At 67.8% G+C, this 17,831-nt stretch carries 18 protein-coding genes and 2 tRNA genes; 15 read left to right on the top strand and 5 right to left on the bottom strand.

All coding sequences use genetic code 11. From position 1 onward, the window contains the following. The first annotated feature begins 9 nt into the window (after window positions 1-9). Window positions 10-957 carry an acetyl-CoA carboxylase carboxyltransferase subunit alpha gene (locus SFC76_RS11715; RefSeq protein WP_322849782.1) on the top strand — a complete coding sequence of 316 codons (948 nt, stop codon included), beginning with the start codon at window positions 10-12 and terminating at the stop codon, window positions 955-957. 70 nt (window positions 958-1,027) lie between these two features. On the opposite strand, the gene SFC76_RS11710 is transcribed toward SFC76_RS11715, so the two are convergent. Further along, window positions 1,028-1,195 (bottom strand): Flp family type IVb pilin, encoded by a 168-nt coding sequence (locus tag SFC76_RS11710; RefSeq protein WP_322849647.1) that lies wholly within the window; start codon window positions 1,193-1,195, stop codon window positions 1,028-1,030. Window positions 1,196-1,319: 124 nt separating this feature from the next. Beyond that, on the bottom strand, window positions 1,320-1,526 hold the full coding sequence (locus tag SFC76_RS11705) for a Flp family type IVb pilin (protein ID WP_322849646.1): 207 nt from the start codon (window positions 1,524-1,526) through the stop codon (window positions 1,320-1,322). A gap of 31 nt (window positions 1,527-1,557) precedes the next feature. Between SFC76_RS11705 and SFC76_RS11700 the strand changes: the two genes are divergently transcribed. Further along, window positions 1,558-2,004: a (deoxy)nucleoside triphosphate pyrophosphohydrolase gene (locus SFC76_RS11700; protein WP_322849645.1), complete on the top strand. Its 447-nt coding sequence runs from the start codon at window positions 1,558-1,560 to the stop codon at window positions 2,002-2,004. Between the two features lie 42 nt (window positions 2,005-2,046). Continuing rightward, a tRNA-Cys gene (locus SFC76_RS11695) sits at window positions 2,047-2,120 on the top strand. A 7-nt stretch (window positions 2,121-2,127) separates the two neighbouring features. Here the strand turns inward: SFC76_RS11695 and SFC76_RS11690 are convergent. After that, entirely contained in the window at window positions 2,128-2,472 is a 345-nt protein-coding gene (locus SFC76_RS11690) for a hypothetical protein (RefSeq protein WP_322849644.1), read from the bottom strand. Between the two features lie 156 nt (window positions 2,473-2,628). On the opposite strand from SFC76_RS11690, the gene SFC76_RS11685 reads away from it, so the two are divergent. The 9 genes from SFC76_RS11685 (at window position 2,629) to SFC76_RS11645 (ending at window position 12,878) form a co-directional block, all read left to right on the top strand. Beyond that, entirely contained in the window at window positions 2,629-3,309 is a 681-nt protein-coding gene (locus SFC76_RS11685) for a protein-L-isoaspartate O-methyltransferase (RefSeq protein ID WP_322849643.1), read from the top strand. Window positions 3,310-3,327: 18 nt separating this feature from the next. Continuing rightward, the gene (locus SFC76_RS11680) at window positions 3,328-4,857 is read left to right on the top strand and encodes a TolC family outer membrane protein (RefSeq protein WP_322849642.1); all 1,530 of its coding nucleotides are present in this window, start codon (window positions 3,328-3,330) and stop codon (window positions 4,855-4,857) included. Window positions 4,858-4,897: 40 nt separating this feature from the next. Beyond that, entirely contained in the window at window positions 4,898-5,437 is a 540-nt protein-coding gene (locus SFC76_RS11675) for a DUF2497 domain-containing protein (protein WP_416222417.1), read from the top strand. A 120-nt stretch (window positions 5,438-5,557) separates the two neighbouring features. Continuing rightward, a complete protein-coding gene (locus tag SFC76_RS11670) occupies window positions 5,558-7,594 on the top strand; it encodes a S9 family peptidase (protein WP_322849640.1) in 2,037 nt (678 codons plus the stop codon). A 48-nt stretch (window positions 7,595-7,642) separates the two neighbouring features. Then, window positions 7,643-7,852 (top strand): hypothetical protein, encoded by a 210-nt coding sequence (locus SFC76_RS11665; protein WP_322849639.1) that lies wholly within the window; start codon window positions 7,643-7,645, stop codon window positions 7,850-7,852. Between the two features lie 97 nt (window positions 7,853-7,949). Continuing rightward, entirely contained in the window at window positions 7,950-8,252 is a 303-nt protein-coding gene (locus tag SFC76_RS11660) for an AAA family ATPase (RefSeq protein ID WP_416222416.1), read from the top strand. Continuing rightward, window positions 8,253-8,471: a hypothetical protein gene (locus SFC76_RS11655; protein ID WP_322849637.1), complete on the top strand. Its 219-nt coding sequence runs from the start codon at window positions 8,253-8,255 to the stop codon at window positions 8,469-8,471. A gap of 26 nt (window positions 8,472-8,497) precedes the next feature. Next, window positions 8,498-11,188: a valine--tRNA ligase gene (locus SFC76_RS11650; protein WP_322849636.1), complete on the top strand. Its 2,691-nt coding sequence runs from the start codon at window positions 8,498-8,500 to the stop codon at window positions 11,186-11,188. 256 nt (window positions 11,189-11,444) lie between these two features. Further along, on the top strand, window positions 11,445-12,878 hold the full coding sequence (locus SFC76_RS11645; protein ID WP_322849635.1) for an MATE family efflux transporter: 1,434 nt from the start codon (window positions 11,445-11,447) through the stop codon (window positions 12,876-12,878). Between the two features lie 60 nt (window positions 12,879-12,938). Here the strand turns inward: SFC76_RS11645 and SFC76_RS11640 are convergent, their stop codons facing one another. Continuing rightward, complete coding sequence (locus SFC76_RS11640; protein WP_322849634.1) at window positions 12,939-13,829, bottom strand: diacylglycerol/lipid kinase family protein; 891 nt, start codon at window positions 13,827-13,829, stop codon at window positions 12,939-12,941. Between the two features lie 88 nt (window positions 13,830-13,917). Here SFC76_RS11640 and hemB point away from each other — a divergent pair, with 88 nt between their 5' ends. Together hemB and SFC76_RS11630 are read left to right on the top strand one after the other, a co-directional pair. Beyond that, window positions 13,918-14,910 carry a porphobilinogen synthase gene (hemB, locus tag SFC76_RS11635; protein ID WP_322849633.1) on the top strand — a complete coding sequence of 331 codons (993 nt, stop codon included), beginning with the start codon at window positions 13,918-13,920 and terminating at the stop codon, window positions 14,908-14,910. Continuing rightward, on the top strand, window positions 14,903-17,113 hold the full coding sequence (locus tag SFC76_RS11630) for a hypothetical protein (RefSeq protein WP_322849632.1): 2,211 nt from the start codon (window positions 14,903-14,905) through the stop codon (window positions 17,111-17,113). Before hemB ends, SFC76_RS11630 begins: the two co-directional genes overlap by 8 nt. Here SFC76_RS11630 and SFC76_RS11625 read toward each other — a convergent pair. Then, window positions 17,110-17,610, bottom strand: a complete 501-nt coding sequence (locus SFC76_RS11625) for a hypothetical protein (RefSeq protein ID WP_322849631.1) — start codon at window positions 17,608-17,610, stop codon at window positions 17,110-17,112. The genes SFC76_RS11630 and SFC76_RS11625 overlap by 4 nt on opposite strands. Window positions 17,611-17,692: 82 nt before the next feature. Between SFC76_RS11625 and SFC76_RS11620 the strand changes: the two genes are divergently transcribed. After that, a tRNA-Arg gene (locus tag SFC76_RS11620) sits at window positions 17,693-17,769 on the top strand. Window positions 17,770-17,831 lie beyond the last annotated feature (62 nt).

The following is a 17,831-nucleotide window of genomic DNA, read 5'->3' as shown; positions in this document are numbered from 1 at the left end:
CCGCGCACCATGGCGAGCTTCCTCGAATTTGAAAAACCGATTGCCGAACTGCAGGGGCGGATCGACGAATTGCGCGCGACCGCGGCGGACGGCACGATCGACATCGCGGCCGATCTGGCGCGGCTGCAGGCCAAGTCGGACAAGCTGTTGCGCGATACCTTCGCCAAGCTGACCCCGTGGCAGAAGACGCAGGTCGCGCGGCATCCCGAACGGCCGCATTTCAAGGACTATGTCGCCGGCCTGTTCGACGAATTCGTGCCGCTGGCGGGCGACCGCGCCTTTTCGGACGATCAGGCGATCATGGGCGGCTTCGCGACCTTCCGCGGGCGCAAGGTGATGGTGATCGGCCACGAGAAGGGATCGGACACCGCGACGCGGCTGCGCCACAATTTCGGCATGGGCAAGCCCGAGGGCTATCGCAAGGCGATCCGGCTGGTCGAGATGGCGAGCCGATTCGGCCTGCCGGTGGTGACGCTGGTCGACACGATGGGCGCCTTCCCCGGCATCGAGGCGGAGGAGCGCGGACAGGCCGAGGCGATTGCGCGCTCGACCGAGGCGTGTCTGGCGGCGGGCGTGCCGGTGATCGCGGCGATCGTCGGCGAGGGCGGCTCGGGCGGCGCGGTGGCGCTGGCGGCGGGCAATCGCGTGCTGATGTTCGAACACGCCATCTATTCGGTCATCAGCCCCGAAGGTTGCGCTTCGATCCTGTGGCGCACCGCCGACAAGGCGGCCGATGCCGCCGAGGCGATGCGCGTGACCGCGCAGGACCTCAAGACGTTCGGCGTGATCGACACGATCGTCCCCGAGCCGCTGGGCGGCGCGCATCGCGACCCTGCCGAGGCGATCCGCGCGCTGGGCGATGCGCTCGACGAGGCGCTGGCCGCGCTCGACCACCGCGATGCCGCGACGTTGCGGCAGCAGCGGCGCGAGAAGTTCCTGGCGATGGGCCGGCTGTAGGCCGGACGTGAAAAGGGCGGCGGAACCGCAGTTCCGCCGCCCTTCGCATAAATCCTACCCGAAGGTTGGATCAGGTCGCCGACATGTTCGACGAGACGTTGTTGAACGTGGTCTTCAGCTTGTTGCCGAGGCCCTGCATCGCGGCGATGGCGGCGACGGCGATGAGCGCTGCGATCAGGCCGTATTCGATGGCGGTCGCGCCCTTGCTGTTCTTGATGAACTTGCGAATCGTCTGCATTCCGGTCTCCATAATCAACACTTCAGTCACCCGGCTGAACCGGTGAACCGGAGCAGCAGGGCGGAAATACCCGGAGCAAGGTTGCTAAACGTTTAAACCAGTTTAGCTTTTTTCCAGCGCCGGATCAGCCGGCGTTGACCACCTTGGTGCTGACCTGCTGCCAGACGTCGGTATTGGCCCTGGCGACCTGTTTGAGCGCGACGATCATGACGATGACGATCAGCGCGACGATCAGGCCATATTCGACTGCGGTGGCACCTCGCGAATCGCGCCGCAGATCGGCCGCCGTGCGGCGCCGGCGTCGGCGGCGAAGGGGCGTGTGGCCTGTCATAGCCCGGCAACTAATTGGAGAGGTTTAAGGAATGGCTGACGACAGGTCCGAAACGACGGCGATCACGGTGCGGCTGATGCCGGTCGTCGCGGCGGCGCTGATCGACGCCGACGGCCGCGTGCTGCTTCAGCGCCGGCCGCCGGGCAAGCAGATGGCCGATCTGTGGGAGTTTCCTGGCGGCAAGATCGAGCCCGGCGAGACGCCGGAGGCGGCGCTGGTCCGCGAGCTGGCGGAGGAACTGGCGATCGGCGTCGATCCGGCGGCGCTGGTGCCGCTGACCTTCGCCAGCGCCGGCCTCGGCGAGCGGCATCTGCTGCTGCTGCTCTACGTCGTACGCCGCTGGCAGGGCGTGCCGCAGGCGCTGGAGGCGAGTGCGCTCGCCTGGGTCGCGCCGGCGGCGATGCGGTCGCTGCCGATGCCGCCCGCCGACGTGCCGCTGGTCGCGATGCTGGAGCAATTCCTGCAAATCGGCGGTTGACGGTCCGGGCAAAACCGATCATCAGCCGCCCTCCCGCGTCGAGGCCCGATGGCGGAGTGGTGACGCAGAGGACTGCAAATCCTTGCACCCGGGTTCGATTCCCGGTCGGGCCTCCAATCGCGGTTATGCGGTTTCCGACATCTTCACCCGCGCCGCGTCGCGCGGCAGCAGCATCGGCCGCATCCGCAGGCCGAGGCAGATCACCGTCGGCCAGAAGAGCGTGTTGAGGACGTCCGAGGTGGTGTCCTCCCACCGCCACGAGCCGAAATTGAGCCGGTCCATTACTTCGTTGAACGCCTCGGCGAGGACGACGAACGACCAGGGCACGAAGCTGCCGAGCGAGCGGCGGGTGAGCAGCCGGGCGATCATCAGCACCGCCATGCCGGCGTGGATGTGGAGGATCGTATCGGGAAGGCCGGTGCCGTCGCCGATCCAGTCGATGAATCTGTGATAGGTCGCAGGAAGCATGCCGCGCCCCATACGGACTGTGCCCGGCGCTGGCCATCCGTTCCGCCGCAGGGCAATACATCCGCGTCCGCTTGGCGCGGCGCATCGCGCGCGATACAAGCCGGTCAGTCACGAAGTGTATTGCGCAGCTAATACGGTTGTGCGAGAGGGATCAGCATGAATATCAGCGTCGACACCATCCAGCACGATTCCACCGATATGGCGGTGATGCGGCAGGCGATGGTCGCCAGCCAGCTGCGCACCAACGCGGTCAGCGACCAGCGCGTGCTGGTGGCGATGAACACCGTGCCGCGCGAGACGTTCGTCCCGGCCGAATCGCGCAGCCTCGCCTATCGCGACACCGCGCTGCCGGTCGCCGGCGGCCGCGCGATCAACCTGCCGATGGTCACCGGGCGGCTGCTCACCGAAGCCTATCTGGAGAAGGGCGACCGCGCGCTGCTGATCGGCGCGGCGGGCGGCTATACCGCGGCGCTGCTCGCGCAGATCGTCGCCGAGGTGGTCGCGGTCGAGCAGGATGCGGCGCTCGTCGCGCTGGCGCGTGCGGGCCTGGCCGGGCTGTCGAACGTCAATTTGGTCGAAGGTCCGCTCACCGCCGGCCATCCCGACGGCGCGCCTTATGACGTGCTGATCGTCGACGGCGCGGTCGAGCATCTGCCCGAGGCGCTGATCGCCCAGGTCAAGACCGGCGGCCGCGTCGTCACCGGGCTGATCGAACATGGCGTGATCCGCCTCGCCAGCGGACGCAGGACCGAGGGCGGCTTCGGCCTGTCGCCGTTCCTCGACTGCGATTGCGTCGTGCTGCCCGGCTTCGCGACGCCACAGGGTTTCAAGTTCTAGACAATGATAAACGGGGGGATGATGCGGGGATTGTTGCTGGGGCGCACGGCGCTGGTCGGGATCGCCGTGCCGGTGATCTTCGGGCTCGCCGCGCCGGCGGGTGCGGAGACGCTGCGCGAGGCGCTCGCCAAGGCCTATGCATCCAACCCGACGCTGACCGGCCAGCGCGCCGCGCAGCGCGCCACCGACGAGAACGTGCCGATCGCGCGCTCGAACGGCATCCCCGGCGTCAATGTCAGTGGCTCGCTCACCGACAATTTCCTGCAGGCGAACAACAATTTCGCCAATCCGGAGCGGACCGCGGCGACGTCGCTCAACCTCTCGGTGCCGATCTTCCAGGGCGGTGCGGTGAAGAATGCGGTGCGTGCCGCCGAGACGCGCGTCGACGCCGGACGCGCGACGCTGCGCGGCACCGAGGCGAGCACCTTCACCAACGTCGTCGCGGCGTACATGAACGTCATCCGCGACGAGGCGATCACCTCGCTCAACCAGCAGAACGTGCGGGTGCTCGAGGTCAATCTGCGCGCGAGCCGCGACCGGTTCCAGGTCGGCGACCTGACCCGTACCGATGTCGCCCAGTCCGAGGCCCGGCTGGCGCTGGCGCGCGCGCAATTGCAGCAGGCGGAGGCGCAGCTGATCTCCAGCCGCGAGACCTATATCCAGATTGTCGGCACGCCGCCGGTCGCGCTGGAGGAGCCGCCGGCGCTGCCCAATCTGCCCAATGCCCCCAATGCGGCGATGAGCGTCGCGCTCAACAACAACCCGAACCTGATCGCCGCGCGGCGTCAGGCGGATGCGACGCGCTATGACGTCAACGTCGCGCGCGCCAACCGGCTGCCGCGCCTGTCGGTCGTCGCGGGGCCGAATTATTTCAATTATCTCCAGACGCTACCTGCCGGTTCGGGTCTGCCCAATTCGGGCACCGCGGCGTCGGCGGGGCTCCAGGTCACGCTGCCGCTGTTCCAGGGCGGCCGCCCCGCCGCGCAGATCCGCCAGGCGGAGGCGCTGCGCGGCCAGTCGCTGGAGAACGTCACCGCCACCGAGCGCGCGGTGATCTCGCAGGTGCGGTCGGCCTATGCGGTCTGGCAATCGTCGCAGCAGGTGATCGCCTCGTCGGAGACCGCGGTCAACGCCAACAAGCTCAGCCTGGAAGGCGTCCGCGCCGAGAACAGCGTCGGTACGCGGACGATCCTCGACATCCTCAACGCCGAGCAGGAATTGCTCAACAGTCAGGTGACGCTGGTGAGCGCGCGTCGCGACGCCTATGTCGCCGGCTTCGCGCTGCTCGCCGCGATGGGCAATGCGGAGGCGCGCGACCTCGGCCTCGACGGCGGCGCGCTGTACGATCCGACGGTCAATTACAAACGGGTGCGCAACCGGATCAGCGATTACGGCAGCGACGGCGAGCCGGTGCCGGTGGCGGTGTCGACCGCGCAGACGCCGGCACAAAATGCTGCCGTTGCGAAGCCGAGCGACCCTTTGCTCAATACGCCGGTTGACAGGAGCCCCGGCTTGACGACAGGTGCTGCATCGCCAAGCCGCCAATAACGGCGTCGAAAAGGGTAGGGACGTCAGGATCATGGGGGATATGAGCGCGGAGCCGTCGATGGAAGAGATCCTGTCGTCCATCAAACGCATCATCGCCGAGGAAGGCGAGGGCACGCAGGCGCGCTCGCGCCGGACGCGCACCCAGCCGCAGCCGATCGAATCGGAAGCGGCCGAGGTGCTCGAACTGAGCGATCCGATGCCGTCGCTGCACGCGCCGATCCCGGAGCCGCAGCCGCAGCCGCATTTCGAACCCGAAGCCGAGCCGGCGCCCGCGCCTCAATCGCAGACGCCACCGCAACCTGCCCCTTCGCCGCAACCGACGCGCGCCACAGCCGTTCAGGCGCCGATGTCCGAGGAACCGATCCTGTCCAACCGTGCCGCCGCCGCCAGCCTGGGTTCGCTGGAAACGCTGAGCAAGCTGCTCGTCAAGCCCGAGCCCGAGAGCGAAGGCACGCTGGAGGGTCTGGTGCGCGAGATGCTGCGCCCGATGCTGCGCGAGTGGCTCGACGCCCACCTGCCCGAGATGGTCGAGACGATGGTCGCGCGCGAGATCGCCAAGATCACGTCGCAGATGCGCTGAGGGGGTTTCCCTTCGTCCGATATCCGTCATCCCCGCTTGGGCGGGGATGACGGTCGATGACGGATGCATGGCAGGCGACGCCCGTTGCTCAACAACGGACTTATGCCTAACCTCCGCGGCATGAGACATCTGTTCGCCGCGAGCCTGCTCGCCACCGTCGCGGCCGTTGCCGCACCCGCCGGCGCCCGCCAGCTCACCATCGACGATGTCGCCTCGCTCAGCCGGATCGGCGCGCCGACCGTTTCCGCCGATGGCAAATGGATGGTCTGGGCGCAGCGCGAGACCGATCTCGCGGCGAATCGCGGGCGCTACGACCTCTGGCGGCTCGACCTGTCGCGCAAGGGCGCGAAGCCCGAGCCGCTGGTCGCCGAGCCCGACGTCAACGAGAACGATCCGCAGATCGTCGGCAGCATCGTCTACTTCAGTTCGAACAAGGGCGGCGACGACGCGATCTGGTCGGTACCGGTCGCGGGTGGGGCGCCGCGCAAGCTGACCGGCTTCCAGGGCGGCTTCGGCGGGTTCAAGGTCGCGCCGAGCGCGGACCGCATCCTCGTCTGGGCGGACCGCAAGCCCAATGCGCCGAGCCTCGCGCCCGCGCTCGAGAAGAAGGATCCCAATGCCGGCGAGGGCCGCGTTTACGACAAATTGTTCGTGCGGCATTGGGATAGCTGGGTCGACGGCAGCCATTCGCAGCTCTTCGTGCTGCCGCTGACCGCGGCCGGAGCGCCGGGCGAGGGCGTCGGCATCGAACATGGCCTCGACGGCGACACGCCCTCGCGCCCGTTCGGCGGCGGCGAGGAGGTGTCGTGGAGCGCCGACGGCAAGACCGTCTATTTCGCGCTGCGCGTTGCCGGCACCACCGAGCCGCTGTCGACCAACCTCGACATCTGGTCGGCGCCCGCGGACGGGTCGGCCGCGCCGGTCAATCTGACCGCCGCCAATCGCGCCACCGACACGCTGCCGACGGTGTCGCCCGACGGGCGCAGCCTCGCCTGGGTGGCGATGAAGCGGCCCGGCTTCGAGGCGGACCGGCAGGTGCTGATGCTGCGCGATCTCGCCAGCGGCCAGGTGCGCGCGCTGACCGAAGGCTGGGACCGGTCGGTGTCGTCGGTCACCTGGTCGCCCGATTCGAAGCGCATCTACGTCACCGCGCAGGACACGCAGGAAAACCCGCTGTTCGCGGTCGATCCGGCGAGCGGCAAGGTGACGCGGCTGACGCAGCAGGGCCATGTCTCGGCGGTGGCGGCGACGCCGAAGGGCGCGGTGATCGCGCTCAACAGCCTGACCGCGCCCGACGATTTCTACGCCGTCGCCGGAAGAAGCAAACCGGTGCGGCTGACCCAGGTCAATGCGGCCAAACTCGCCGGCATCGACATGCCGGGCGTGACGCGGTTCAGCTTCACCGGTGCCAACAACGACACGATCTGGGGCTATGCGGTCAGGCCGGCGGGCAGCACGGGCAAGGTGCCGGTCGCCTTCATGGTCCACGGCGGGCCGCAGGGATCGAGCGACAACAGCTGGTCGTACCGCTGGAATCCGGCGGTGTTCGCCGGCGGCGGCTATGGGCTGGTCGCGGTCGATTTCCACGGCAGTACCGGCTACGGCCAGGCGTTCACCGACGCGATCAGCAACAATTGGGGCGGCTGGCCACTCGACGACCTCAAGGCGGGGCTCAAGGCGGCGACCGACAGATTCGGCTGGCTCGACGGGAGCCGTGCCTGCGCGCTCGGCGCGTCGTACGGCGGCTATATGATGAACTGGATCGAGGGCCAGTGGCCCGACCGCTTCAAGTGCATCGTCCAGCACGACGGCGTCTTCGATGCGCGCGCGATGGCGTATGAGACCGAGGAATTGTGGTTCGACGAATGGGAACATGGCGGCAAGGCCTATTACGAGGACCCCGCCGCGTTCGAGAAATGGAACCCGGTCAATTACGTCCGGAACTGGAAGACGCCGCAACTCGTCATCACCGGCGAGAAGGACTTCCGCATTCCCTATACGCAGGGCATCGCCGCCTTCACCGCGCTCCAGCGCCGCGGCATCCCGTCGCGCCTGCTGGTCAATCCGAACGAGAACCATTGGGTGCTGAAGCCCGACAATTCGCGGCAATGGTATCGCGAGGTGCTCGGCTGGATGGACCGCTGGACGGCGAAGTAGCGCTTTGCGCGAGCGCTCGGGCGGCCTATATCGACGGTGGAGAAAACGATGACCAAGCCGAAGCCTGTTCGTCCGAGCGATTTGCCGACCAAGCGCGTCCGCGCATCCGATGGGACGATCATCCAGATGAAAGTCGTGCAGGCCGACAGCACGACCTTCGCACAGGATATGTTGGCGGCGTTCCGCTCCAACGTGCGGAGGATCAAAACCGAGCAGCGGAAACGCGCGCGTGCCGAGCAAGACGCCGCGCAGGCCTGAACGGCCGATATTTTGGATTGTCGCCGGCCCGAACGGCAGCGGCAAGAGCTCGCTATACAACAGGACCGATATCGAAGGCTGGGGCTGATCCGTCTGGATCATCAACCCAGACCTGCTGACCGCGAACCTCGCCGAGGTCGAGGGCTTGCCGACGGAGGCGGCGAATCTTGCGGCCGTCCAGCGCGTCGAGCAATGGCTCGAGGCATCGATTGCCGCTTATCAAACGATCGGTGTCGAAACCGTCCTGTCATCGCCGAAATATCGGCGGCTAGTCGAAATGGCCAGACAACGCGGCTTCGAGATCAGAATGATCTATGTCGTCCTCGATACGGTCGACTTGCAACTCTCCCGCATCCGCAATCGCGTGGCGGAGGGTGGGCACGACGTTCCCGCCGATTAGGTGGCCGCGCGGCGGCAGCGTTCGTTTCGAGAACTGGCCTGGTTCGCGCACCACGTCGACGAATGCCTCATCTTCAACAATTCCACCGGGGAGCCCGCGCTGATCGCCCAGAAGATGGCGAGGCTGATGATCTGTTGGGATGATTTGCCCGTCGACATGTATGCGCCGCTGGACGAGGGCGGGGTGATCCTGACGACGGATTTGAGCGACTTGGACTGACGCCACCGAGCCGCTACAGCCCCGGCATGACCGAGCTTCCCAAGACCTTCGACCCCGCCGCCATCGAGACCCGCTGGTATCAGCATTGGGAGGCGAATGGCCTGTTCCGTCCCGACCGGTCCAACGCCGAGCCGTGGACGATCGTCAATCCGCCGCCCAACGTCACCGGGTCGCTGCATATCGGCCATGCGCTCGACAATACACTGCAGGATATCCTGACGCGTCATGCGCGGCTAAAGGGCAAGGACGCCTTGTGGGTGGTCGGCACCGACCATGCCGGCATCGCGACTCAGATGGTGGTCGAGCGGCAGATGGCCGCGAAGGGCGAGAAGCGCACCGACTTCAGCCGCGAGGACTTCGTCGCCAAGATCTGGGACTGGAAAGGGACAAGCGGCGGCGAGATCACCCGCCAGCTGCGCCGGCTCGGCTGTTCGATGGACTGGGCGAACGAGCGGTTCACGATGGACGAGGGCTTTTCGAAGGCCGTGCTCAAGGTGTTCGTCGAGCTGCACCGGCAGAAGCTGCTCTATCGCGACAAGCGACTGGTCAATTGGGACCCCGGCCTCGGCACCGCGATCAGCGATCTCGAGGTCGAGACCAAGGAGATCGCGGGCAAATTCTGGCATCTGCGCTATCCGCTCGCCGACGGTTCGGGCCATATCGAGGTCGCGACGACGCGGCCCGAGACGATGCTCGCCGACATGGCGGTCGCGGTGAACCCCGAGGATGCGCGTTATACGGCGTTGGTCGGCAAGCAGGTGAAGCTGCCGATCACCGGCCGGCTGATCCCGATCGTCGCCGACGACCATGCCGATCCGGCGCTCGGGTCTGGCGCGGTCAAGATCACGCCGGGGCATGATTTCAACGACTTCGAGGTCGGCCGCCGCGCCGGGATCGAGGCGCGCGACATGCTCAACATGCTCGATGCCAAGGCGCAGGTCTGCCAGACCGCCGACGGTCTCATCCCCGCCGAGCTGATCGGGCTCGACCGGTTCGCGGCGCGCGCGGCCATCGTCGATCGGCTCAAGGCCGAGGGCGTGCTGATCGCGCACGTCGACAAGGAGGGCGTCGAGCACGACGCCGAACCGCGCACGATCCAGACGCCTTATGGCGACCGGTCCGGCGTGGTGATCGAGCCGTGGCTGACCGACCAATGGTATGTCGACGCCAAGACGCTGGCGCAGCCGGCGATCGAGGCGGTGAAGTCCGGCGCGATTCGGATGGTGCCGAAGAGCTGGGAGAAGACCTTCTTCAACTGGATGGATAATATCCAGCCATGGTGCGTCTCGCGCCAATTGTGGTGGGGCCATCAGATCCCGGCGTGGTTCGACGCCGACGGCAAGGCCTATGTCGCCGAGACCGAGGAGGACGCGCAGGCGCAGGCCGGGGCGGGCGTCGTCCTGACCCGCGATCCCGACGTGCTCGACACGTGGTTCTCCTCGGCGCTGTGGCCGTTCGCCACACTCGGCTGGCCGGAGAACGACGATCCGACGCTCGGCGGGCGCTATCCCAACGACGTGCTGATCTCCGGCTTCGACATCCTGTTCTTCTGGGATGCGCGGATGATGATGCAGGGGCTGCACTTCATGCAGCAGGTGCCGTTCAAGACGCTGTATCTGCACGGCCTCGTCCGCGCCGCCGATGGCGCCAAGATGTCCAAGTCGAAGGGCAATACCGTCGATCCGCTCGGCCTGATCGACAAATACGGCGCCGATGCGCTGCGCTTCTTCATGGCGGCGATGGAGAGCCAGGGCCGCGACATCAAGATGGATGAGAAGCGCGTCGAGGGCTATCGCAACTTCGCGACCAAGCTGTGGAACGCCAGCCGTTTCGCGCAGGCGAACGGCATCGGCGGCTCGGCGCCGGGCAAGGCGCCCGCGGCGACGCTGGCGGTCAACCAGTGGATCATCGGCGAGACGATCGCGACGGTGCAGGCGATGGACCTCGCGCTCGCCGACTTGCGCTTCGATGCGGCGGCGGAGGCGATCTACCAGTTCGTCTGGAACCGCTTCTGCGACTGGTATCTCGAGCTCATCAAGCCGACGCTGGGCGAGGATGCGGCGACGCATCCGGAGCATGCCGCCGAAACCCGCGCGGTGGCGGGCTGGGTGCTCGACCAGATCCTCGTCCTGCTCCACCCGTTCATGCCGTTCATCACCGAAGAGCTGTGGCATGCGATGGCGCCGCGCGAGCACGACCTGATCGTCGCGCAATGGCCGCTGGTCGATGGCGAGCATATCGATGCCGGGGCGATGGCGGATATCGCGTGGCGCATCCGCCTGATCGGCGAGGTGCGCACCGCCAAGAACGAGCTGGGCATCGCGCCGGGCACGCAGCTCACCGCTTATGTCCGCGATGCCGACGCGACGACGCAGCGGCGGGTCGGCGGCGCCTATACCGCGCTGCGCAAGCTCGCCCGGTTGCAGGAGGTGTCGTTCGATCCCGCGCCGGCGGGTGCGGCGATCCAGCTGGTGGTGGACGAGGCGACCTATGTCATCCCGCTCGACGGCATCATCGACCTCGACGCCGAGCGCACGCGCCTGACCAAGGCCATCGCGGCGGCGGCGAAGGAGCGCGACGCGCTGGCGGGACGGCTCGGCAACCCGAGCTTCGTCGAGCGCGCCAAACCCGAGGCGGTGGAGAAGGCCAAGGCAGACCACGCCGACAAGGCGGCGGAGGCGGAACGGCTGTCGGCCGCGCTGGCGCGGCTGGGATAGGAGGCGGACCGGCGCCTTACTCTCCCCGTCACCCCGGACTCGTTCCGGGGTCCACCGGGCTGCAGGCGTGCGCTCACGACCCCAGTCGCTCTCCCGGCCGCGAAGTGGACCCCGGAACGAGTCCGGGGTGACGGGGTGGGTGGGAAAGAAGCTCGATCCAAATGAACGATCGCCGCGTCTTCGCGGCGACGCGGTTATCGCGTAAGGCCGCGCCCTCGTCTACGCGATCGCGCGAGGCGAAGAGGGGGCACGAGGAATGGCGAAGCCGCAACGCGACCTGACGTCCGGGCCGATCGGCAAGACGTTGCTGCTGTTCGCGCTCCCCACTCTGGGGTCGAGCGTGCTCCAGTCGATCAACGGTTCGATCAACGCGATCTGGATCGGCCAGTTGCTCGGCGAGCGTGCGCTTGCGGCGACAACCAATGCGGGGCTCGTCATGTTCCTGCTGGTGTCGGCGGTGTTCGGCTTCGGCATGGCGGCGACGATCCTGATCGGGCAGGCGATGGGGCGGCGCGACATCGACGGCGTGCGGCGCGTGGTCGGTACTGCGCACGGGCTGTTCGCGATCCTGTCGCTGCTCGTCGTCGCGGCGGGGTGGGTGACCGCGCCGGCGATCCTCACCGCGCTGCGCACGCCGGTGGACGCCTATCCGCTCGCGCTCTCCTATCTGCGGGTGATCTTCATCGCGATGCCGACCAGCTTCCTGGCGGTGCTGCTCAGCATGGTGCTGCGCGGCGCGGGCGATTCGATCACGCCGCTCAAGTTCATGGCGCTGGGGTCGCTGGTCGACGTGCTGCTCAATCCGGTGCTGATCCGCGGGCTGGGGCCGATCCCGGCTTTGGGCATCGCCGGGTCGGCGACGGCGACGTTCATCGCCAACACCGTGTCGTTCGCGGCGCTGCTCGCCTACGTCTATCGGCGCGATCTGGTCGTGCGGCTGCGCGGCGCGGAGTGGCGCTACCTGATCCCCGACCCGGCGCTGCTGCGGCCGATCGTCGCCAAGGGCGTGCCGATGGGGCTGCAGATGCTGGTCGCGACCGGATCGGCGCTGGCGATGATCGGGCTGGTCAACGGCTATGGCACGACGACCACCGCCGCTTATGGCGCCGCGAGCCAGCTCTGGACCTATATCCAGATGCCGGCGATGTCGGTCGGCGCGGCGGTGAGCGCGATGGTCGCACAGAATATCGGCGCGGGGCGGTGGGACCGGGTGGCGCGGATCGCGCGATCGGGGCTGTTGCTCAACCTGGCGATGACCGCGGCGCTGATCGTGGTGGTGACGGTGCTCGACCGGCCGGCGCTCGGGCTGTTCCTGGGCAGCGATACCGGCTCGATCGATCTCGCCGCGCATATCAACATCATCGGCTCGGCGAGCTTCCTGCTGTTCGGCGTCTCGATGGTGTTGTCGGCGACGGTGCGCGCCAATGGCGCGGTGGTCGGGCCGCTGGTTATCCTGACCGTGGCGCTGTTCCCGATCCGGCTGGGGCTCGCTTATGCGCTGCAGCCGAGCTGGGGCGCGGATGCGATCTGGTGGAGCTTCCCGGCCGGATCGGCGGCGTCGATGGTGATGACGATCGCATATTATCGCTACGGCAACTGGCGCAAAGGCGCGTTGATGTCGGTCGTTGAGGGCGAGGAGCACGTCAAGGCCGCCACCGAACCCACCGCCAAGCAGATGCCGGTGGGGTGATTTGCGCGCGAAGGCGTCAAGGCGCGAAGCGGTGTTCGTTGAAGGGGCGACGGCGCGAAATCAGCGCGCTGCGGGCGCCGGCACCATCACCTCGATCACCCCCGGCGCGACCTGCGCCATCACCGGGGTATGCGCCAGCACCTCGCCGTCGATCGAGATCGGCAGCGATGGTTTGGTGTCGATGCGCAGCGACTTGCCCGCGAAGCTCACCGTATCCTGATGCCGCGATTCGTGGCCGAAGAAGCTCGCCGCCCAGTTCTTGACGAGCGTCCGCTTGTAGCGCCCGGTCACCGCCTGCACGACGATCTCGCCCGAATTGACCGAGGCTTCGTCGACCAGCCACGTGCCGCCGTGATACGGACCGTTGGAGATGCGTACCTCGACGACGCGCATCGTCTTGGCCTCGGTGCCGTCGTCCACCGTAAGGATGAACGGCTTGAAGCGCGCGAACTGCCAGCTCGCCCAGCCGAGATAGCCGATCCGCCCGAGTACCTTCTTCAGGCCGTGCGGCACCGTCTCGGCGATCTGCGGGCTGATCCCCATCGCGGCGCAATTGGCGAAATAATCGCCGTCGATCCGGCCCAGATCGATGCGCTTGCGCACGCCGGTGCGGATCGCCTCGATCGCGCCCTCGACGTCCATCGGCAGGCCGAGCGTGCGCGCGAAGCTGTTGGCGGTGCCGAGCGGCAGCACGCCCAATACCACGTCGTGGCCGACGAGTAGGTCGACCAGCCCGCTGATCGTGCCGTCGCCGCCGCCGAGGATGACGAGCTGCGGCTTCTTCGCCAGCGCGTTGCGGACCGTCTCGACGAGGTCGTCGGGATTTTCCACGGCATGGGCGTCGACCGGATACGGCAGCCCGCTCAACGCCTTGCACGCCCGTTCGAACAAGGCCTGGCCTTTTCGCGACTTGGCGTTGACGATCAGCGCGGCGGACGTGAACTGGGTCATGGGGTTCCGATCGGTTACGGGCGCGCAACGCTTGGCAAGTGCGCCGCGATCCCTCAAAGCCACCCTAACCCGTCAAGCAGGATGCGTCATGACCGCTGCCTATCCCGCGCTCCGTCTGCGCCGTACCCGTTCGAGCGGCTGGAGCCGCCGGCTCCATGCCGAAACCGTGCTGACCCCGGCCGATCTGATCTGGCCGATGTTCATCGTCGGGGGCGAGGGCGTCGAGCAGCCGATCGACAGCCTGCCCGGCGTGTCGCGCTGGGCGGTCGACGGCATCGTCGCGCGGGCGAAGGAGGCGCGAGCGCTCGGCATCCCCTGCGTCGCGCTGTTCCCGTTCACGCCCGCCGAACTCAAGACCGACGACGGGCGCGAAGCGCTCAACCCCGACAATCTGATGTGCCGCGCGATCCGTGCGATCAAGGATGCGGTGCCAGAGGTCGGCGTGCTGACCGACGTCGCGCTCGATCCCTACACCAGCCACGGTCATGACGGACTGGTCGATGCGGCGGGCTATGTCGTCAACGATACCACCGCCGACCTGCTGATCCAGCAGGCGCTCAACCAGGCGCGGGCCGGCGCCGACATCATCGCGCCGTCGGACATGATGGACGGCCGCATCGGCATGATCCGTAGCGCGCTGGAGGGCGAGGGCGCCCATAATGTCCAGATCATGAGCTATGCCGCCAAATATGCGAGCGGCTTCTACGGCCCGTTCCGCGACGCGGTCGGCAGCCGCGGGCTGCTCAAGGGCGACAAGAAGACCTATCAGATGGATGCATCCAACGCCGAGGAAGCGCTGCGCGAGGTCGCGCTCGATCTCGCCGAGGGGGCGGACAGCGTGATGGTCAAGCCGGGGCTGCCCTATCTCGACATCATCGTTCGCGTGAAGACGCGGTTCGAGGTGCCGGTGTTCGCCTATCAGGTGTCCGGCGAATATGCGATGCTGGAGGCATCGGTCGCCGCCGGCGCGGGCGAGCGCGACGCGCTGGTGCTCGAAACGCTGATGGCGTTCAAGCGCGCCGGCTGTTCGGGCGTGCTGACCTATCACGCGGCCCATGCGGCGCGCCTGCTGAATGGCTGATCCGACGGAGGGCGCCGCGCGCGCCTGCCGCTTCACCTTCGTCGTCACGATCCTCACCGGATCGTTCCTGCTGTTCCTCGTCCAGCCGATGGTCGCGCGGATGGCGTTGCCGCGGCTCGGTGGCGCGCCGGCGGTGTGGAACTCGGCGATGCTCGTCTACCAGACGTTGCTGCTCGGCGGATATGCGTATGCGCACGCACTGGCGCGGGTGCGGCCGGGGTTGCAGGTGCTCATCCATATCGCGGTGCTCCTGGTCGGGGCGGCGTGGCTGCCGATCGGGCTGGCGCTGACCGGGAGCCCGGCGGGCGTCACCCCGGCGCTGTGGGTGCCATGGCTGCTCGGCGCGTCGATCGGGCCGCTGTTCTTCGCCGTCTCCGCGCAGGCGCCGCTGGTGCAACGCTGGTTCAGCATCGCGAGCCGCGACGGCGATCCCTATGCGCTCTATGCGGCGTCCAACCTCGGCAGTTTCGGCGGGCTGATCGCCTATCCGCTCGTCGTCGAACCGCTGCTCGCGCTGCGCCAGCAGAGCTGGTTGTGGAGCGGCGGTTATGTGCTGTTGATCCTGCTGGTGATCGCCTGCGCGTTCCGCCTGCCGCGCGGGGCGAGCGCTGCGGTCGCGCGACCGACCAGCGTGCCGGCGACGCGGCGGCGGGTGCTGCACTGGATCGCACTGGCGCTGGTGCCGTCGGGCCTGATGCTCGCCACCTCGACCTATATCACCACCGATATCGTCGCGATGCCGTTGCTGTGGGTGCTGCCGCTCGGCCTCTATCTGCTCAGCTTCACGATCGCCTTCGCCGCCAATCGCGAGATCGCCGACCTGCTTACCCGGATCGCGCCGATCACCATCCTGATGTTCGGCGGGGTGATGATTGGCGGCTTCAACGAATCGCCGCTGATCAATCTGACCATCGCGCTGACGTTGCTGTTCATGGCGTCGGTGGCGCTGCACACGCAGATGTACCGGCTGCGTCCCGAGCCAGACCGGCTGACCGGTTTCTATCTCGCGATGGCGTTCGGCGGCGCGCTCGGCGGGGTTTTCGCGGGGCTGGTCGCGCCGGTGGTGTTCGACTGGACCTATGAATATCCGATCCTGATCTTCGCCGCGGGGCTGCTCGTGCCGCAGGTCTTCCTGACGCACCGCATCCGCAGCCTGTGGACGACGCCGGCGAAGCGCCGCCTCGCTTATGCCGGGGTGGTGGCGATGCTGGTGCTGCTCGCGACGCTGACCTTCCGCGGGCCGGCGGATCTGTTCGGCGAGGGGCATCAGGGGCTGACCTTCATCGGTATCGCGCTGATCGGGGTGATCTCCGTCGGTGCGCGCCTGTCCTATGCGATGATCCTGGCGGTGACGCTGGTGATCTTCGGCGGCTGGCGCGCGGTCGAGCTGTCGCTTGAGCAGGGCGCGCGGACGCGCAGCTATTTCGGCGTCTACACCATTCGCGACGGACGCGGCGTGCGCGAGCTCGACCATGGCACGACGGTGCACGGCATCCAGTTCACCGGCAGCCCGGTGCTCGAACGGCTGCCGACCACCTATTACGCGCCGCCCTCCGGCATCGGCCGCGCGATGGAGGCGCTTGACGGGCTGTACGGCCCGACGGCGCGGGTCGGCGTGGTCGGCCTGGGGACCGGGACGCTCGCCTGCTATGCGCGGCCGGCGCAGCGCTGGCGCTTCTACGAGATCGACCCGGCGGTGGTGCGTATCGCCCGCGATACCGGCCAGTTCACCTATCTCAAAAACTGCCTGCCGCATCCCGACATCCGCATCGGCGACGCGCGGATCAGCATCGAGGCGGACCGGCCGGCGAGCCTCGACCTGCTCGCGCTCGATGCCTTCTCCTCCGATGCCATTCCGATGCATCTGATGACGCGCGAGGCGTTCGCCGGATATGCGCAGGTGCTGCAACTCAGGGGGCTGCTGCTCGTCCATATCTCCAACCGCTTCCTCGATCTCGAGCCGGTCGTCGCGGCCGCGGCGCAGGCGGGCGGCTGGCGGGCGGCCAAGCTCTATTACCAGCCCGAGCAGCGTACCCCCGTCGCCTCGCCGAGCCAGTGGATCGCGCTGACGCGGGACCCGGCGACGATGCGCGCGTTGAGCCAGGCGGATGCGCGCTGGGTGCCGCTCACCCCGCGCGCGGGCTTCGTCGCCTGGACCGACGATTACTCGACGATCCTGCCGCTGCTCAAGTGGCGCCGCTAGGCGGCGGGCAGCATCGCCTGCAACCGGTCGATTGCGGCGCTCTGCCGCTCCGCCTCGGCGACGATGCGCTCGCGCAGCATGGCGAGCGCGGGATAAGCGGGGGCGAGCGCCGCGGCACGGTCGGTCGCCGCCTGGTCGAGGTCGGTGAGCAGCGACGAGGTCTGCGCGCGCCAGTCGTCCAGCCCCGCCAGCGCCGATTGCGCGTCGAGCCAGGCGTCGCTGCCGACGCTCTTGCCGCGCGCCCGGCCGGCGGCGGCCTCCGCCTTGGCGGCATCGGTGCCGAACCCCTTGGCGACCGTGTCGAGCGTACGCTGCCAGTCGGCGATCTTCGCATCGAGCGCCGGATCGGGCTTGGCCTCGGCGACAGCCACCGCCGGCTCGGCGAAGCCCAGCTTCTCCACCGCGCGCGGCGCCAGCGACGGATAGGGCGTCGCATCGTGCGCACAGCCGGCGAGCGGGAGGAGGAGAAGCACGGGCGCGAGCAGCGGGGTTTTCATGCCATCGGTCTATGCGCGCGCAGAAAATGGCGCAACGCACTTGCGCGGGGCGAAGCGTCTGCTATCAGCGCGCCTCCAATGTGCGCCCGTAGCTCAGCTGGATAGAGCATCAGACTACGAATCTGAGGGTCGGACGTTCGAATCGTTCCGGGCGCACCAGGATCTCCCCCGCGGACCAACGATGGTTCGGCGGGGGTTTTCATATCCGCGCTCGGCGATCG

It is taken from the genome of Sphingomonas sp. CD22 (assembly GCF_034556155.1).
Lineage (GTDB): Bacteria > Pseudomonadota > Alphaproteobacteria > Sphingomonadales > Sphingomonadaceae > Sphingomonas.
The sequence above is the reverse complement of the archived record's forward strand: the minus strand, read 5'-3'. Positions and strand labels throughout refer to the sequence as shown.

Bases quoted from the DNA above. Each gene is read 5' to 3' on its own strand.
- SFC76_RS11715 (WP_322849782.1), top strand. From the start codon at position 10: ATGGCGAGCTTCCTCGAATTTGAAAAACCGATTGCCGAACTGCAGGGG.
- SFC76_RS11710 (WP_322849647.1), bottom strand. From the start codon at position 1,195: ATGCAGACGATTCGCAAGTTCATCAAGAACAGCAAGGGCGCGACCGCC.
- SFC76_RS11705 (WP_322849646.1), bottom strand. From the start codon at position 1,526: ATGACAGGCCACACGCCCCTTCGCCGCCGACGCCGGCGCCGCACGGCG.
- SFC76_RS11700 (WP_322849645.1), top strand. From the start codon at position 1,558: ATGGCTGACGACAGGTCCGAAACGACGGCGATCACGGTGCGGCTGATG.
- SFC76_RS11690 (WP_322849644.1), bottom strand. From the start codon at position 2,472: ATGCTTCCTGCGACCTATCACAGATTCATCGACTGGATCGGCGACGGC.
- SFC76_RS11685 (WP_322849643.1), top strand. From the start codon at position 2,629: ATGAATATCAGCGTCGACACCATCCAGCACGATTCCACCGATATGGCG.
- SFC76_RS11680 (WP_322849642.1), top strand. From the start codon at position 3,328: ATGATGCGGGGATTGTTGCTGGGGCGCACGGCGCTGGTCGGGATCGCC.
- SFC76_RS11675 (WP_416222417.1), top strand. From the start codon at position 4,898: ATGAGCGCGGAGCCGTCGATGGAAGAGATCCTGTCGTCCATCAAACGC.
- SFC76_RS11670 (WP_322849640.1), top strand. From the start codon at position 5,558: ATGAGACATCTGTTCGCCGCGAGCCTGCTCGCCACCGTCGCGGCCGTT.
- SFC76_RS11665 (WP_322849639.1), top strand. From the start codon at position 7,643: ATGACCAAGCCGAAGCCTGTTCGTCCGAGCGATTTGCCGACCAAGCGC.
- SFC76_RS11650 (WP_322849636.1), top strand. From the start codon at position 8,498: ATGACCGAGCTTCCCAAGACCTTCGACCCCGCCGCCATCGAGACCCGC.
- SFC76_RS11645 (WP_322849635.1), top strand. From the start codon at position 11,445: ATGGCGAAGCCGCAACGCGACCTGACGTCCGGGCCGATCGGCAAGACG.
- SFC76_RS11640 (WP_322849634.1), bottom strand. From the start codon at position 13,829: ATGACCCAGTTCACGTCCGCCGCGCTGATCGTCAACGCCAAGTCGCGA.
- hemB (WP_322849633.1), top strand. From the start codon at position 13,918: ATGACCGCTGCCTATCCCGCGCTCCGTCTGCGCCGTACCCGTTCGAGC.
- SFC76_RS11630 (WP_322849632.1), top strand. From the start codon at position 14,903: ATGGCTGATCCGACGGAGGGCGCCGCGCGCGCCTGCCGCTTCACCTTC.
- SFC76_RS11625 (WP_322849631.1), bottom strand. From the start codon at position 17,610: ATGAAAACCCCGCTGCTCGCGCCCGTGCTTCTCCTCCTCCCGCTCGCC.